Genomic DNA, 16,758 nt, shown 5'->3' on the forward strand with positions numbered 1-16,758 from the left:
TCAGGCCGCATCCGACCATAGCAGCGACCGCGCGCGAGCAAGGTCATCGACAAACCGGTCATACTCTTCGGCGGCGCGCTGCCTGTCCGGCAGGCGCAGCAAGTATGACGGGTGAATAGTCGCGATGAGGCGGGTACCATTATCGAGCTGCGTCAGCGCCCCGCGCATATCTTTCAAAGCGACGGCCTTGCCGAAGACGCCGCGCAGCGCAGTCGCCCCCATCGTTACAATGATGTCCGGCGCGACGAATTTGCGCTCAAGATCCAACCAGAAGCGGCAGGTATCGATCTCGCCTGCATTCGGCTTCTGGTGCATGCGGCGTTTGCCGCGCGGGGCGAATTTGAAGTGCTTCACCGCATTCGTGACATAGGCCTTACGGCGCTCAACATTCGCTTCTGTCATCGCCTTGTCGAACAACTGACCGGCGGGACCGACGAAAGGTTTGCCAGCGATGTCTTCCTGATCGCCTGGCTGTTCACCGATGATCATGAGCCGCGCGTCAGGCGGGCCTTCGCCAAATATGGTCTGACTGGCGCATTCATGGATCGGGCAGCGGTCACATTTAGAAGCGGCGCGGCGCGCATCATCCAGTGAGTTGATCTCTATCGCTTCTTCTTCGGCGAAGAAGTTCGACATGCGCGAGGTCCTGATGTTCGCATCGGTGGAGGGCGCTGAGAGGAGCGCGCCGGTACGCTGGGATGACTTGCGGATAAGGTCAGGGATGAGCTCTGCCTCTGGCAAATTCTTCCAGTATTTGGCTGGCATTTCCGACAGCATGGCGTCGACCTTGAGCCGGGCCGGATTGAAAATGGAGGCATAATAGGTACGCCACTGGTCCTCGATCGCGTCTTCTGCCGGCATCTGGGAGCGGTCAGCGCCTGCCGCAAAGGTGAGCTTCTTGCCATCCCAGCTGGCGCAGGCGTCCGGCGTCAGGATGGTCCAGTCCATGCCGGTGAAGCGGCGCATGAAGAAGGGCGCAGTCAGGCCGACAATGCGATTGTCCGGCTCAAACCAGCTCATGAAGACTTCGCGGCCCTCCCGCTCGCCGACTTTCCGGAAGCGGACGAACGCATGCATCTTGTGAACGTCGCGGCGGATCTGCTTGTCGGCGGCTTTGACCCAGCGGGCCGCATCATTGAGCGGGTCGGTAAGCGCGGCGCAGTTGCGCTGCAGGTCCCACAATAGCTGGTAGAGCCAGGCGAAACGGGCGGGATCGCGGTGGCAGATGACCCGCTTGGCCATATCGATGAAGGCTTTAGGAACTTTGACTTCACGCGGCGCAGAACCGGATGGCGTGGCAGGTTCGGGCGCGCTGGCGGCTGCAAAGAGGTCGTCTCCGCCTGCGGCGCTGCCCGACCAGTGAATGTCGGATGGCGGAACGCCCTGCCCCGCAAGCCGGCGGGCCGCATCGCGCCATCCCTCGAAATCAGTTTCGGAAGACAGGCTGATCTGGTGCATCAGAGAAGCTGGAGCTGCTGGGGCTGCGGAACGAACCTGTCGCGCAGGGTGACAAGGTCGAGCGCGCGGGACGGGTGCCAGTCCACGGTTTCGATGAAGTCGCGGCAGATCTTCAGCGACCGGACGATGCGCGCGATGTGATCGAGGCGGAGGTTTGTGTGCCGGCGCGCAGCAAGGATGCGGTTCACAGATTTGGTGCCAAAGCCGGGCACGCGCAGAAGCTCCTCGCGGCTGGCGCGGTTCACATTGACGGGAAAGCGCTCGCGCCGCTCCAGCGCCCAGGCAAGTTTCGGGTCAAGATCGAGGTCGAGCATGCCATCGCCCCGCGCCTCGAAAATCTCATCCTTCTCGAAGCCGTAAAACCGCATCAGCCAGTCGGCCTGGTATAGCCGGTGCTCTCTCATCAGGGGCGGCTTGATGAGCGGCAGGTCGCCAGAGCTGTCCTGTATGGGGCTGAAGGCCGAATAATAGACGCGGCGAAGCTTGTAGCCGGAATAGAGCGAGGCGCTGGTCGTCATGATGTCCTTGTCGGAGGACTGGTCTGCGCCGACGATCATCTGCGTCGATTGCCCGCCGGGAATGAAGCGCGGCGGGCGCGCCTTGCCCCGCTCCTTACGGTCAGGCTGGCGCGACTCGATGCCATGACGGACATTAGCCATCGCCGAGCGGATGACGGCGCCGGACTTCTCTGGCGCATAGGATTTAAGCGAGGCTTCACGCGGCAGTTCGATATTGATGGAGAGGCGGTCAGCATGCAGGCCGGCCTGCTCGATCAGCGCCGGGTCCGCTTCAGGGATGGATTTGAGATGGATGTAGCCGCCGAAATTATGCTCCACCCGAAGCTTGCGGGCGACCTCCACCATCTGCTCCATCGTGTAGTTTGATGAACGGATGATGCCGGAGGAGAGAAACAGGCCTTCGATATAGTTGCGCTTGTAGAAATCGAGCGTGAGCTTGACGATTTCATCAACGCTGAAGCGCGCCCGCTCCACATTGCTGGACACCCGGTTGATGCAATACTTGCAATCGTAGATGCAGAAATTCGTCATCAGGATCTTCAGCAGGGAGATGCAACGCCCGTCAGGTGCATAGGCGTGACAAATGCCCATCCCCTCAGTCGAACCTATCCCATTGGTAGAAAGTGAATTCCGCTTCGCCGACCCGGATGAGGCGCAGGAGGCATCATACTTTGCGGCATCCGCGAGAATGGCCAGGCGGTCGATAAGTGTACGCTTTCCCATGAAGAGAACATAGCAGGAACAGCGCGTCAGTAAAAGCAATTCAGCAGCGTTTTTCCACGTCAAACACAACGAGCAAAAAGCCGATGAACACACCATTGGCGAGTGGTCGGATCGATCAAGGTCAACGTGTTGCTGCTAAATGTTAACTATTCCACAGCTACAAAATCGGAACGCTCGGCACGCCTGTTTGTTTACAGGTTGAGCAACGAGACAGAATGATGACCGACACGCATGAACATAAGAAAGCAAGACTGGTGAGCGCCGAAGAGCGTCACGCCCGCCGTGCATTTCGCAATGCGATGTCGGCTGGCCTCAAGCGCACTTATGATCGCGTTTCCGAGAAATCGGTACCTGATGAGTTTCTGCAGCTCCTTCAAGCAGCTGATCGCAAGGCTAAGGCCTAGCACTGAACAAAATCAGGGCAGAGATTTAAATTCGCCCTTGTGAGCAGTCACCCCATTGCAGTGGTGCCGCCAATGGCTACGGTCACCGTATGTCGAGACAAGGCTTTACCTTGCCCCGAGGGATGCAGGCGGACTGGCCGACACTGGTTGCGGCCTCTACCGATTTTCGTCGCGATCTCCATCGACACCCAGAGCTGCCCTGGCAGGAAATAGATACGTCCGAAGTCATTCGGGCGTCACTTGATGCTATGGGCATTTCCTATCGCGTCTGTGCAAGGACGGGTACCGTGGCGACACTGGCTGCGGATGCACCCGGCAGGCATGTGGGGCTGCGCGCAGATATCGACGCGCTGCCGATCAATGAAGCGACCGGTCTCGATTACAGCTCCTCTCATATTGGTTGCATGCACGCGTGCGGACATGACGGACATGCGGCCGCTCTGATGTCGACCGCTGCCTGGCTGAAACGCCATGAAGCAAGCCTGCCCGGCCCCGTTACCCTGCTGTTCCAGCCTGCCGAAGAAGGCGGGCATGGCGCAAAGAAGATGATCGAAGATGGCGCGCTTGAGGGGCTCGACTGCATCTTCGGCTGGCACAACTGGCCGGCAATTCCGTTCGGCAAAGCGGTTTGCCCCGACGGCGCCGTCATGGCGGGTAATGGGACATTCCGGATCACGCTGCGCGGCGCAGGCGGTCATGCGAGCCAGCCTGAGAATACGCGCGACCCGGTTCTTGCGGCCTCTGCCGTCACCATGGCGCTGCAGCAGATCATTTCACGCCGGATTACACCTCAGAACGCCGCCGTGGTGAGCGTGACCTCGATCGAGGCGCCAAGCGGTGAGACCGTCATTCCGGACAGCGCGAAGATGGCGGGTAGTATCCGCATCGCCAATCCAGCCGACCGCGAACGCATCGACACGATGATCCGCGACATCGCAACCGCGCAGGCCGCAGCATATGGCGTCGAAGCCGAGGTTGAGCTGTTCCCGCGCTATGATGCGACCATCAACCATGCGAGCGAAGCGGGCCTGATGCGGGACGCGATTGCTGGCGACCTCGGTGAGCAGTGGCATTTCGATGAGTTGCCAGTGCCGATCATGGCGTCAGAAGACTTCTCTTATTATCTCAAGGAAATACCGGGTGCCTTCGCTCTGATTGGCGCCGATGACGGCAAGGGCCATCACGAGCCATGCCATTCCCCCCGATACGACTTCAATGACAGGCTGCTGCCGATTGTGACCCGCATTTATGCGCGTCTTGCAGGCGCGCCCCTACCCGACCAAGCCACTTATCTGAACGACTAACCCTAAACACGAATCCGAGGAGAGACCGTCATGGACCTGTTTGAGCGCTGGGAATCGAATGTAAGGGGTTATGCACGGACTTACCCCACCGTGTTCAAGTCCGCTTCCAATGCCCGCCAGACCGATGAGGCTGGCAAATCCTATATCGACTTTTTTGGTGGCGCAGGTGTCCTGAACTTCGGACACAATAATCCGCGCATGAAAGAGGCAATCATCAAATTCATCGAGGCCGATGGCATTCCCCACAGCCTCGACATGATGACGACCACCAAGCGTGACTTCATCAAAGCCTTTACCGAGACGATCCTCGAGCCGCGCGGCTGGGACTATCGGATGCAGTTCACGGGGCCGACCGGTACGAACGCTGTCGAAGCCGCCCTGAAGCTTGCCCGCCGAGCGACCGGCCGCAAGCAGGTCATCGCCTTCACCAATGGCTTTCATGGCATGACGCTCGGCGCGCTCGCAGCAACTGCGAATGCCTATTTCCGCAATGCGGCCGGTGTGCCGCTGAACCATGTCGAGCGCCTGCCATTCGGCCATCCTCTGGAAGGCATGGAAGAAGCTTATGCAGACCCGTCTTCCGGCTATGAGCCGCCAGCGGCCATCCTCGTCGAACCCATTCAGGCCGAAGGCGGCGTCAATGTTGCCGATGCCGAGTGGCTGAAAGCGATCCGCAAATTCGCAAAGGATCGCGGCGCGCTCTTTATCCTGGATGATATTCAGGCCGGGTGCGGGCGCACCGGTTCCTATTTCAGTTTTGACGGCATGGACCTCGACCCGGACATCATCACGCTGGCCAAGGGAATTGGCGGCTTTGGTACGCCGCTCGCCATGAATCTGAACAAGCCGGAATTCGATAAGCACTGGTCCCCCGGTGAGCATACAGGTACGTTCCGCGGACAGGGCATCTCCTTCATCGCGGGCATGGTCGCCATGGACTATTTCAAGGATGACGCCTTCATGGCCGATGTACGCCGCAAGGGCGACATCATGGAAAGCCGCCTGAAGAAGATGGCGCGTCCGGGTATGGAAGTGCGTGGCAAAGGCATGATGCAGGGCCTCGACACCAAGGATGGCGCCTTCGCCAAGAAAGTGGTGGCTGAGTGTTTCAACAAGGGGCTGCTTCTCGGTGGCTGCGGAAGCGAAGGCCGTGTCGCCAAGCTGATCCCGCCGCTGACAATTGATGATGCAGACCTCAATGAAGGCCTCGACATCATGGAGGCGGCCATGGAAGCCGTCCTGGTGCCAGCATGAGGCACCGCGATGATATGACGTTCCCGCCGGAAGAGTATGCTCGCCGGCTGGAAGACCTGCGCGACCGGATGAGAAGCCGCCGCCTTGATGCGGTGGTCATCTCCGACCCAGAAAACATCATGTACCTCACTGATTATCAGACGACGGGGTACTCTTTCTTCCAGGCACTGGTGGTGCCGCTCGATGGCGACTGCTTCATGGTCACGCGGAACATGGAAGAGTCGAACGTCCATGCCCGCACATGGGTCGAGAAAACGCGGCCCTATGCCGATAATGGCGACGCCATCCAGCGCCTGATCGAGGCGCTGCGTGAGGCCGGGCTATATAATTCGACAGTTGGGTATGAGCGTAACTCATACTTCCTGCCTGCCTATCAGCAGGACCGCTTTCACTCAGCCTATACGGGCGGGCGCCTGCTCGACTGTTTCGGCATCGTCGAGGAAGGCCGCGTCTGTAAGTCGAAGCACGAAATCGAGATCATGAAACGGGCGGCCCGGGCGACCGAAGCCGGCATGCAGGCCGGTATCGACATCGCAAAGCCCGGCGTTACCGAGAATGAGATCGGGGCGGCAATCTCTGCTGCCATGTTCGAAGCGGGCGGCGAGCCACCCGCCGTCATGCCTTATGTAACGTCTGGTCCTCGATCCATGATTGGTCACGCGACATGGGAAGGTCGGAAGGTGCAGGAAGGCGAGCATGTCTTCCTCGAGGTTGGCGGCTGTTACAGGCGCTATCACACCGCCATGATGCGCACGGTCGTCATGCAGGATGAGCTGTCGCCATCCATGCGCAGCGCAGAAGAGCAGATGCAGAAAGCGCTGAAGGAACTGCGCCGCTATGTGCAGCCGGGTCTTACGGTTTCGGACGCAGACAAGATCGTGCGCGATATCATTTCAGACGGCTCGCATGGCGGCTCTCTCATCACGCGCTCTGGCTATTCGATCGGGATCGCTTTCCCGCCGAGCTGGGATGAAGGCTATATCCTGTCGCTGATGCAGGGTGACCCGCAGATCCTGAAGGAAGGCATGACCTTCCACATTATCCCATGGGTCTGGGGCGTGGACGGTGACAAAACCGTCGGCATTTCCGACACCTTCTATGTCACTGAGACAGGCTGTGAGAGCTTCTTTTCCCTGCCAGAAGAGTTCACGCTGAAGCCCGGGACCGGGAAGCCGACTGCGCCCGCCGCGAAGAAAGCCAACGGCGAACAGGCCCAGCCTGCGAGCTAGCGCCTGCCACACATCTGAGATCAGGAGAAATCCATGCTGAAAGCCGTCAATCCGGCGACCGGCGAGACCGTTCGTGAAGTTGCGCTCGACAGCGAGGCAGACGTCAACGCCAAGATCAACGCGTCGCTGGCTGCCTTCCATGAATGGAAGACCAAATCCTATGCCGAACGCGCCAAACTGCTGAAAGCCGTCGCGGCCCATATGCGCAAGCATGTCGAAACGCTTGCGCCCATCATGACCGAAGAGATGGGCAAGCCCATCAAGGAAGGGCGCGGCGAAGTCGAGAAGTCTGCCTGGTGCGCAGAGCATTATGCCGACCACGCCGAGGGCTACCTTTCCCGGCAGGTTCTGGAGTCCGATGCGAGCCTGTCCTATGTGCAGCACCTGCCCATCGGCCCCATCCTCGGCATCCTGCCCTGGAATGCGCCTTTCTGGCTGGCTTTCCGGTTTGCGGCCCCTGCCCTGATGGCGGGCAATTCCTGCCTGATGAAGCATGACCCGCATGTGCCGGGCTGCGCTGAAGCGATTGAAACATGCTTCCGTGAGGCCGGTGCGCCTGAAGGCCTGTTCCAGGCGCTTTATCTCGAGACGCCGAGCGTCGAGGCGGTGATCCGCGACGACAGAGTTCGCGGCGTGTCCTTTACCGGGTCTTCGCGCGGCGGGTCTGCGGTGGCGGGGATTGCCGGCTCAGCGATCAAGCCTGCAGTGCTGGAGCTTGGCGGGTCTGATCCGTCCATCGTTCTGGCGGATGCTGACCTCGACAAGGCGACGGACGTGCTGACGCTGTCGCGCATCATCAATGCAGGCCAGTCCTGCATCGCGGCCAAGCGGATCATTGTTGAGGAAAGCGTTTACGACAAGGTCGAAGCGCTGATGAAGGACAAGCTTGCGGCGCTGAAGCTGGGTGATCCGCGAGAGGGCGACACGGATGTGGGCCCAATTGCCCGCCCAGACCTTCGCGATGAGCTGCACCGACAGGTTCAGGAGACGATCGAACAAGGCGCGGACTGTGTCCTTGGCGGCGAGTTGCCAAACGGTGATGGATACTTCTATCCGGTCACACTGCTCTCCAACGTCACCCCGGATATGTGCGCCTTCAATGAGGAGACGTTCGGCCCGGTTGGGGTCCTGGTAAGGGCACGTGACGCCGACCATGCCGTCGAGCTCGCCAATGATACGCGCTACGGCCTTGCGGCGAGCATCTGGACTGAGACGAGCCGCGGCGAAGCGATGGCGAGCTTGCTCGATACCGGTCAGGTCAGCGTCAATGGCATTGTGAAGACGGACCCTCGCCTGCCAAGCGGCGGCACGAAGGCGTCAGGTCTCGGACGTGAGCTTGGACCGCACGGCATCCTCGAATTCGTGAATGCCCAACAGGTCTGGGTCGGCCCTGCAAAGCCTGCCTGATCTGACAGGACGCGGACGAAATCCTGACACGGGCTGATCAGGAAGCGGCAAATTTGTTTCAAGTTTGCCGCGCGCGTTTCAGCCGGACTTCAAGTCTCGCTCTTAAGCTTGCTTACTGAACGCCTGCAAAATGCGGGCACTAGTAAGCAGCAAAGAGGGTCAGAATGACGTCCTCCATCTTGCAGGCCTTTTCGTTTGCCGTCCTGTTCTGCGGGTTTACCGCTGGCGCCGTTGCGGAGCCGATGCCGCGCCAGACTGGCAGCGCTGTCTATCACGCCTCCACCTCACCTGCAGGCCCATCGCAGACCGACCTGACTGTCGTCGTGAACCGGTCTACGCCTATCGCAGTTGGCCGCCCGTTTGCGCGTATCGCTATCTCCCAGCCAGAGATCGCTGACGCTGCGCCGACATCAGACAACCGTCTCTATGTCCGTGGACGCACGATCGGCTCGACCAATATCCTCGTCTATGATGATGATGGCGACCTGATCGAGATTATCGATGTCCGCGTCGAGCATGATCTGGGCGCCATCCAGAGCGACATCGCGGCCCTCTTCCCTGACATCAGCCTCGACCTTCGTACCGTGGCGCAGCGCCTTCATGTGCGTGGGAATGTGCCGGATGATGAGACGGCTGCCGAGATCATGCAGATCGCGGCAAGCTATGCGCCGGATGCGGTGATCGACGCACTGGACGTGAACAGCCCGCAGCAGGTGATGCTTGAAGTACGCTTTGTCGAGGCGTCGCGTGAGGACGTGAAAGAACTTGGCATTGGCGGTGAAGTCAGCCGCGCGGGCGATTTCCTGTTCGCGACCGGCTCTGAGCTTCTCTCCGGCGGCGCGCCGAAATCCATTCTCAGCCTGCTTGGCGCGTCTGGCGGGGTGAATATCGACTTCTTCCTTGAAGCGCTGGAAGAGCGCGGTGTTATCCGCACGCTGGCCGAACCGAATCTCGTCGCCCGCTCTGGTGAGACGGCGAGTTTCCTGGCGGGCGGAGAGTTTCCTGTCCCGGTCGCGGCCGATGAAGATACGATCAGCATCCAGTTCCGCGAGTTCGGCGTGAGCCTCGAATTCACGCCGCGCATCCTGTCGAACAACAAGATGAGCCTCGAAGTCAGCCCGGAAGTGAGCCAGCTCGATCCGCGCAACTCTGTTCGTCTCGCGAGCGTCGAGATCCCGGCGCTGAGCGTTCGCCGCGCAAATACGATCATCGAGCTTGCCGATGGTGAGAGCTTTGCGATTGCTGGCCTGATCCAGAACACGGTGGACACGACCTCTGTGCAGACGCCGTGGCTGGGCGATGTGCCTGTCCTTGGCGCACTGTTCCGCTCGAACCGTTTCCGCGAGAATGAGACAGAGCTGATCATCATCATCACGCCGCGCCTCGTCTTGCCGACGCCAGCTGGCACGCGCATCCCCGATCCGCTGACGAACAATCCGATGCCATCGGAAGCAGAACGCCTGCTGCTGGGTGAGCTGAGCTATGATGATCGGCCGAGCGCCGCGACTGCGGGCACGGGCACGCTTCGTGCGCCCTCCCCTGCTCAGGCCCAGCCTGTGGCCCAGTCCTCACGTCCTGATCTTGGCTACGTGCCGGGAATGGGAGGCGAGTAGGCATGAGCGCCACACCGCTTCAGGTGACGGGGCCAGTGCGCCTTCACGTCTTCGCGCCCGGTGGGCACGAGGCGCTGGTGGCGGCGACCGCAAACCTGCCGACAATCAGTGTCACCAGTCATGACAGCCCCGACGCCGCGCTTGAAGCGGCGGAGGCTGAGCGCGGCGGCGTTCTGGTGCTGGAGAATGCAGGTACGTTCGATCTCGTCGAGCTGCTGATCCGCGTCTCTGAAACCGCACCCAGCCTGCCAGGCATCGTGATTGGTGAGAATATCCCGATCCTTGCGGTGAAGCGGCTGATGTCGCTCCAGCGCTGGGACATGCTGCCGCCGCCGATTTCACCAGTGTCGCTGATCGAGGCGCTGGAGCTTATCTGCAAGCAGGACAGTTCGGGGGCGGATAGCTCGGGCAAGTGCTGGACGGTGACACCTTCGGTTGGCGGCGCCGGCGCGACGCTGGTGGCCGTCGAAATCGCCTATCAGCTCAGCCAGCGCGAGACGCGCAGCAAGGTTTGTCTCATTGATCTCGACTTCTTCGATGGGGCGTGTGCGTCCTATCTGAACTGCCCGGCAAACCTCAATCAGACCGCGCTGACGCAGTCCGCGGACCGCATTGATGAGGCGCTTCTTCAGGCCTTCATCACGCACCACAAGAATGGCATAGATCTTCTAGCCGCGCCGCGCTCTCACCGGCTGTGGAATGCGATCAAACCGGAATCGATCCTCAAGATGCTGGAGGTTGCCTGCGGCCTCTATGATCATGTCATCGTTGACCTGCCGCGTTGGCCCTCGCCCTGGATGGCGTCCGTCGTGACGGGCGCTGACGAAAACATCGTGATGAGCGAGCTGACCGTCCCGGCACTGCATGCTGCGCGCAACCGCGCCGAAGACCTCGAAGACGCCTCCGAAGGCATCGTGCAGCCACGGATTGTTCTGAACCGGATGTCGAAGAAGCTGTTTGGCGGCACCGTTACCGTGTCGCAGGCTGAGGAAGCCATCGGCCGTCCCGTCTTCGCGACCATCTCGTCGGAATGGGAAGCCGCACTTGCCGCCGTGAACTTCGGCCAGGCTGTGAGCGAAGCGAAGCCCGGCAATCGCCTCGCCAAGGATATCAGCCGCCTGATCGACCTTCTCGAAGAAGGCAATGCCCCAGTGGTCCAGTCACCCCCGAGCAGAAAGAAAGCCTAGATGGCACGCTTCTCCCTTCTCTCTCGCAATAACTCCGCCGCCGAAAAGCTCGAGCCTGAAGCACTAGCGCCAGAGGCGAGTGCGGAGGAGGCGACAAAGGATGATGGTCCGCTCTTTGCGGCAGATGATGCCGACGAAGCCGACGATGAGCCGAAAGAAAGTTCAGGCTCTGCCTCGTTCGACCTGCTCGAAGCCAAGCTGCGTGTCCACAACAAGCTGATTGACGAACTCGACCTCTCGGTTCTCGACAAGCTCGACGAAGCGGAAATGAAGAAGCAGGTCGGCCGGCTGGTTTCCGAGATTGTGCGCGATGAGCGCATCCCGATGAACCAGGCCGAAGTGCTGGATTTTGCGGACTCTGTCTATCACGAGATGACCGGCCTCGGCCCCCTTGAGCCGCTTCTAGCTGACCCTACGATTTCGGATATTCTCATCAATGGCGCCAAGCAGGTCTATGTGGAGCGCCGCGGTGAGCTTGAGCTTTCAGAGGCCAAGTTTCGCGACAATGCCCACCTTCGCCGGATCGTCTCGCGCATCGTGTCCGCCGTTGGTCGCCGCGTCGATGAAAGCCAACCGCTGGTCGATGCGCGTCTTCTCGATGGCTCGCGCGTCAACGCGGCTGTCGAGCCGGTCGCGATTGATGGCCCGCTTGTTTCCATACGGAAGTTCTCAAAGAAGCCGCTGACGCTAGAAAAGCTGATCGGCTTTGGCGCGATGCCGAAAGAAGTCGCCGAGTTCCTGTTCAATGCCGTGAAATGCCGTGTGACCTGCATCATTTCCGGCGGTACGGGCTCCGGCAAGACCACGCTGCTCAACGCGCTCTCCAAGGCGATCAGTCACAAGGAACGCCTCATCACGATCGAGGACGCGGCAGAACTTCAGCTGCAGCAGCCGCACGTCGCGCGCATGGAAACGCGCCCACCAAACCTCGAGGGCAAGGGTGAGATCCGCCAGCGCGAGCTGGTGAAGAACGCCCTTCGTATGCGTCCGGACCGGGTGATCCTTGGCGAGGTGCGTTCCGAAGAAGCCTTCGACATGCTGCAGGCCATGAATACGGGCCATGAAGGCTCCATGGCGACGATCCACGCCAACAATCCGCGCGAGGCGATCAGCCGCCTTGAGCAGATGGTGGCAATGGGCGGGCTGCGCATCTCGTCCGAAGCTGTCCGTGGGCAGATCTCGTCGGCGATCGGCATCATCATCCAGGCCCAGCGCCTGTCTGACGGTTCGCGCCGCATCACCCATGTGACGGAAGTGACGGGCATGGAAGGCGACATCATCCAGATGCAGGACATCTTCCTGTTCAACCGCCTTCGCACCGGCGAGGATGGCACCGTGATCGGCGAGTTCCGCGCAACGGGTCTTCGCCCCAAATGCCTCGATGAGATGCAACGGCGCGGCGTGCACCTGCCGATGGAGTATTTCGACCCGTCGAAGCCGCTCCTCGAAGTGCCGGGGAAATAGATGGAGACTTCGGTCGTCATCTATGTGCTGGCCTTCGCTTCAGCCTTTCTCGCCGCCCAGTCGGTCCTCGGTTTTGGACAGGGCGCAGTTGAGAAAACGCGGCTGAACCGGCGCCTGCGTGTGCAGGAAAAGCAGGCGAGCGTCGCTGACCTCATTATTGAACTGCGCCGCCAGCGCGGACAGGACAAGGAAGGCAATGGCCGGCTGGCAGTTCGCTGGTTCAATGATCTCGTGACCCGCTCTGGCCTCGCTTATGATCCCGTCACCTGGTCGATGATCGCGCTCGCTGTCGGCGTGGTTGCAGCAGCTGCCACCTTCTACTTCACCGCCAACCTGATGATAACGCCTGTGGCGGGTGTTCTGGCATCCACGGTCCTGCCGATCTTTTTCCTCAAGATGAAAGCCGCCGCGCGTGATCGCCAGCTTGGCGAGCAACTGCCTGATGCCCTTGAGATTATCGTCCGCAGCCTCGAAGCTGGTCACCCGGTGCCGACGGCCGTCTCACTGGTGGGACGTGAAATGCCGGATCCGATCGGGTCCGAATTCGGCATGGCCGCCGATGAGATTGCCTATGGCTCAAGCCTCGAAGAAGCTGTGAAGAAGCTCGCAGAGCGTACACAACAGCCCGACGTTGAACTCTTCGCCGCCACGGTACGCCTGCAGGCGCGCACCGGGGGTAATCTCGCCAGCCTGCTCAAGGTCAACGCGTCGACCGTCCGTGCACGCCAGAAGATGCGCCTCAAGATCAAGGCGGCCTCATCGGAAGGGCGCGCATCAGCGCTGATCCTGACGTCTGCGCCGTTCATCGTGATGGGGGCGATGCACATGCTGACCCCGCACTTCTATGGCAGCGTCATCAATGAAAAGATCGTCCAGTATGGTCTCGGCGGCTGCCTCGTCTGGATGGCGATTGGCAATCTCGTCATGCGCAAGATGATCAGCTTCAAGGTCTGAGGGAATGATGCCGATCAACTTCCTCCAGACCTCCAATTTCGCGCTCGTCTCTATCCTCACGATTGTGACGCTGTCTGCGCTTGCTGTTCTCGCGGTGAAACTCGCCCGCGGCCTGAAAGCCAAGAAGAAGATGGCCCAGCGTCTGGAGAGCGATGCTGCGCGCCGGACGCGAACCCAAACGCAGTCCGCAAGCCAGAAACGCGACCAGGTCATCGAGAAAATCGGGCGGCGTTTTTCCGACCCGAACTCCGAAGCACTCAGCAAGCTGCGCGCGCGCCTTTTCAAGGCGGGGTATTATTCGAAAGCTGCGCCTTACCTTTTCATTGGCATCCGTTTCATCGCGCTGATTGTGCCGCAACTCCTTCTGCTCGCGACCTGGCCGCTCTATGGCGACAGGCTACCCGGCAACGGGCTGATGCTCGCCTCAGGCGGCCTTGCCGTCATCAGCTTCGTCGCGCCCTCCTTCATACTGGATAAAAAACTTTCGCGCCTTCAGGACCAGTACCGCGAAGGCTTTCCGGATATGATGGACCTGATGGTGGCCTGCGTGGAAGCTGGTCTCAGCCTCGATGGCGCTGTCCAACGTGTGTCCGAAGAATTGGCGCAGCGGTATCCGAACCTTGCTGACCATCTGAAGATCATGAACCTCGAGACGCGCGCCGGGCGGGCGCGCACCGAGGCCTGGAAGAATTTCGCAGACCGCTTGGGCCTCGATGAGGCGCGGGCGCTCGCGACCATGCTGCGCCAGTCTGAAGAACTCGGCACCAGTGTGGGTGAGACGCTGCGCGTCTTTGCGACCGACATGCGCGAGAAGCGGATGCTCTATGCAGAGGAAAAGGCGCTGGCGCTTCCGGCCAAGCTGGTCGTGCCGCTGATCCTGTTCGTGTTTCCGTCGCTGCTTACCGTGCTCATGCTGCCTGCCGTGGTGCGCATGATGGACGTGATGGCGGCAACGTCTTAAGGCCGCGCCGCTTAGGCTGGACGCTCCGCCCTAGCGATCGATACCCAATAATTCCGTTCACTGAGCTACTGGTGTTGCTCCCCTGTCCGCGAAGCACGAGCCGTGACCTGCACCGCCGACGCAATCGGCGCGCGTCCGCCTCCGGCCTTTCTCAAATCCGCACAGGCAAGAGCGCGGACGTGAGGATGAAATCACCTTCACTAATTTAGCGCGCACGCTACTCCACTGCACGGCCTGCGCTGACCGGCAGCGACCAAGAGCACGCTGCCAATTCAGGGAACGGGTGATGAGCGCCGCGCTCATGCGGAAAATCCAGCTTGCCGCGCCCCTCAAGGAGACTCGAAAGCTGGATCTATCTAGAGATGGATTGTGAAGTACGGAAAATCGCCGCCGGATTACTGGCTGGACGGGACCCGGACCATGGATTCCTGATCGCCCATGATGATGGCGACCTGCGTGCCAGACGGCGGACGCGGGGCAGCTGGCTGCGGCGCTGCTGCGACCTGGCGCGGCGCGGGCGCCGGGGAGCGCAGGCGCACGGCTTCTGCCATCTCATAAGCATCGTCCGCACTGCCGCGAAGCGCCAGCGACAGCGTACCGGACTTGCCTGCGACTGAGAGCGTCTGGGCCTGTTCAAGCGTAACGGCGAGCGTCGCCGTGCGGAATGGTGACGGGTCATTTCCAGCGACATCGTCATTGAGGTCCAGCGCCATGACTTCAACATTCTGCAGCAGCACTTCGGCGCTCGCCCCGCCAGCGCGGACCGGTTGGTCGTCAACGAGGGCTGCGCCGTCATTGGCCATGAAGATAATATCCACCATGTCGCCCGGAAGGACGAAGCCTGCGACACCGGCAACGTCATTCATTTGGATCGTATAGGCGCGCATGCCGGGGCGGATCTTCGATGAGAGCGAGGCGCGCATGCCCACCGCAAGCAGCATTTTCTCTGACAGGATTTCGCCGCTGCCGATCTCGATCAGGGTCGGGCGCTCAAGGCCTGTCTCTTGAAGGTCGCCGCGCGTTTCGAAAGCGCCGCGCGGGACATCGGTGACAGGTATTGCTTCTGTCTCAAACCAGGCCGGGTCGAGCGTGACGCCGCGCGGGATGTCGCGCACGGCGACCAGCACATCGCGGGTCTCGATGACCACTGGCTGCACTTCGGTCATTTCAGCCGGTGCGGGGTCCTTGTCGCCGCCGAGCCAGAGGCGCGCACCAAGCACGGCTGCGCCGCCAAACACAAGTGACAGGACGAGCGAGACGATTGGAGACATTTTCACGAGGCGAACCTCCCAGACAGCTATTCACCGCCGAAAATAGCGTGCCGGGGCTTAAACCTTCCGCAAATGCAAACGCGCCATTTCACGGGTCGGCTTAACCATGAATTCCGGCGGGCGCCTCTTCTTCGAGTGGCACCACATCGACGGCCTGCGAGCCAGCCTGCCCAGAGGCCGACTTCAGCACGCCTTTCACGGGAGATACGTCCGAATAGTCGCGGCCATAGGCGATCACGATATGGTTGGTTGCAACCTCGCAGGCATTGGTGGGGTCGTACTCAATCCAGCCGAGCTCTGGCCCGCACCAGGCCCGCACCCAAGCATGCATGGCATCCGCCCCTTCGAGGCGCGGCTTTCCGGGCGGCGGCTCAGTACGGAGGCAACCGCTGACATAGCCTGCAGGAATGCCGATGCTGCGCAGGGCCGCGATCATGATGTGGCTGAAGTCCTGGCAGACACCCTTGCGCGCGGCGAAAGCGTCTTCGTGACGCGTATCGACAGAGGTCGCAGACGGATCGAAGGTCATCTCTTCATGCAAACGCTCGCCCAGCCTGTGCACGACATGGCGGGTGGAGGCATCGAGCGGGACAAGGTCGCGGACATAGTCCTGCAGGACGAGATTCGGCCGAACGCGCGGCGTGGTGCCAAGGAAGTGAAGCGGAGAGTCTGCGGCGAGGCTTTTAATCCCGCCCAGAATATCCGGCATCGTTTCCAGGTTCGCAGATACTGCCTGCGGGGCTGGCTGTTTGTGGCGTTCGACGCGGGCGGTAAGGCTCGCCTCAAAGCGCTGATGGGCCTCTGCGAAGACGACCTCGCTCGTCCAGTTGCCGAAGAAGTCGCGGAAGCCGCTACGCTCGGCTGGCTCAGGCGTAACGGTCAGGGTCTGGCCTGATACTGACTGCACGCCCGGCAGGTCCGGCGGCCAGAGGTGAAGAAGATGGCGGCCGGTTAGCACCATGCCGCCATAGCGGTAGGAAATGCTGAGTTTGAGATCATAGAGCATGGGGG

14 protein-coding genes are annotated in these 16,758 nt (G+C 60.8%); 10 read left to right on the top strand and 4 right to left on the bottom strand.

What is annotated here, in order from left to right:
- Entirely contained in the window at positions 1-1,458 is a 1,458-nt protein-coding gene (locus D1222_RS09185) for a UdgX family uracil-DNA binding protein (protein WP_119453965.1), read from the bottom strand.
- Positions 1,458-2,699 (bottom strand): putative DNA modification/repair radical SAM protein, encoded by a 1,242-nt coding sequence (locus tag D1222_RS09190; RefSeq protein ID WP_119454055.1) that lies wholly within the window; start codon positions 2,697-2,699, stop codon positions 1,458-1,460. Before D1222_RS09190 ends, D1222_RS09185 begins: the two co-directional genes overlap by 1 nt.
- 215 nt (positions 2,700-2,914) lie before the next feature.
- On the opposite strand from D1222_RS09190, the gene D1222_RS09195 reads away from it, so the two are divergent.
- From D1222_RS09195 to D1222_RS09240, 10 genes are all read left to right on the top strand, one after another.
- Complete coding sequence (locus D1222_RS09195; RefSeq protein ID WP_119453966.1) at positions 2,915-3,103, top strand: NepR family anti-sigma factor; 189 nt, start codon at positions 2,915-2,917, stop codon at positions 3,101-3,103.
- Positions 3,104-3,225: 122 nt separating this feature from the next.
- Positions 3,226-4,407: a N(2)-acetyl-L-2,4-diaminobutanoate deacetylase DoeB2 gene (doeB2, locus tag D1222_RS09200; RefSeq protein ID WP_233348648.1), complete on the top strand. Its 1,182-nt coding sequence runs from the start codon at positions 3,226-3,228 to the stop codon at positions 4,405-4,407.
- A gap of 30 nt (positions 4,408-4,437) precedes the next feature.
- Positions 4,438-5,661 (top strand): aspartate aminotransferase family protein, encoded by a 1,224-nt coding sequence (locus D1222_RS09205; protein ID WP_119453968.1) that lies wholly within the window; start codon positions 4,438-4,440, stop codon positions 5,659-5,661.
- Positions 5,658-6,890: an ectoine hydrolase gene (doeA, locus tag D1222_RS09210; protein ID WP_119453969.1), complete on the top strand. Its 1,233-nt coding sequence runs from the start codon at positions 5,658-5,660 to the stop codon at positions 6,888-6,890. The genes D1222_RS09205 and doeA overlap by 4 nt, the downstream gene beginning before the upstream one ends.
- 33 nt (positions 6,891-6,923) lie before the next feature.
- Positions 6,924-8,297 (top strand): NAD-dependent succinate-semialdehyde dehydrogenase, encoded by a 1,374-nt coding sequence (locus tag D1222_RS09215; RefSeq protein WP_119453970.1) that lies wholly within the window; start codon positions 6,924-6,926, stop codon positions 8,295-8,297.
- 164 nt (positions 8,298-8,461) lie between these two features.
- Positions 8,462-9,910, top strand: coding sequence for a type II and III secretion system protein family protein (locus D1222_RS09220; protein WP_119453971.1), 1,449 nt, complete (start codon positions 8,462-8,464; stop codon positions 9,908-9,910).
- 2 nt (positions 9,911-9,912) lie between these two features.
- Positions 9,913-11,097 (top strand): AAA family ATPase, encoded by a 1,185-nt coding sequence (locus tag D1222_RS09225; RefSeq protein ID WP_119453972.1) that lies wholly within the window; start codon positions 9,913-9,915, stop codon positions 11,095-11,097.
- A complete protein-coding gene (locus D1222_RS09230; RefSeq protein WP_119453973.1) occupies positions 11,098-12,561 on the top strand; it encodes a CpaF family protein in 1,464 nt (487 codons plus the stop codon).
- A complete protein-coding gene (locus D1222_RS09235) occupies positions 12,562-13,515 on the top strand; it encodes a type II secretion system F family protein (protein ID WP_119453974.1) in 954 nt (317 codons plus the stop codon).
- 4 nt (positions 13,516-13,519) lie between these two features.
- Entirely contained in the window at positions 13,520-14,476 is a 957-nt protein-coding gene (locus D1222_RS09240; protein ID WP_233348635.1) for a type II secretion system F family protein, read from the top strand.
- Between the two features lie 395 nt (positions 14,477-14,871).
- Here the strand turns inward: D1222_RS09240 and cpaB are convergent, their stop codons facing one another.
- Both cpaB and D1222_RS09250 read right to left on the bottom strand, forming a co-directional pair.
- Positions 14,872-15,747, bottom strand: a complete 876-nt coding sequence (gene cpaB, locus D1222_RS09245) for a Flp pilus assembly protein CpaB (RefSeq protein WP_119453975.1) — start codon at positions 15,745-15,747, stop codon at positions 14,872-14,874.
- Positions 15,748-15,847: 100 nt separating this feature from the next.
- Positions 15,848-16,753, bottom strand: coding sequence for a transglutaminase family protein (locus D1222_RS09250; RefSeq protein ID WP_119453976.1), 906 nt, complete (start codon positions 16,751-16,753; stop codon positions 15,848-15,850).
- Positions 16,754-16,758: the final 5 nt, after the last annotated feature.

The organism is Henriciella algicola, from assembly GCF_003576245.1.
Lineage (GTDB): Bacteria > Pseudomonadota > Alphaproteobacteria > Caulobacterales > Hyphomonadaceae > Henriciella > Henriciella algicola.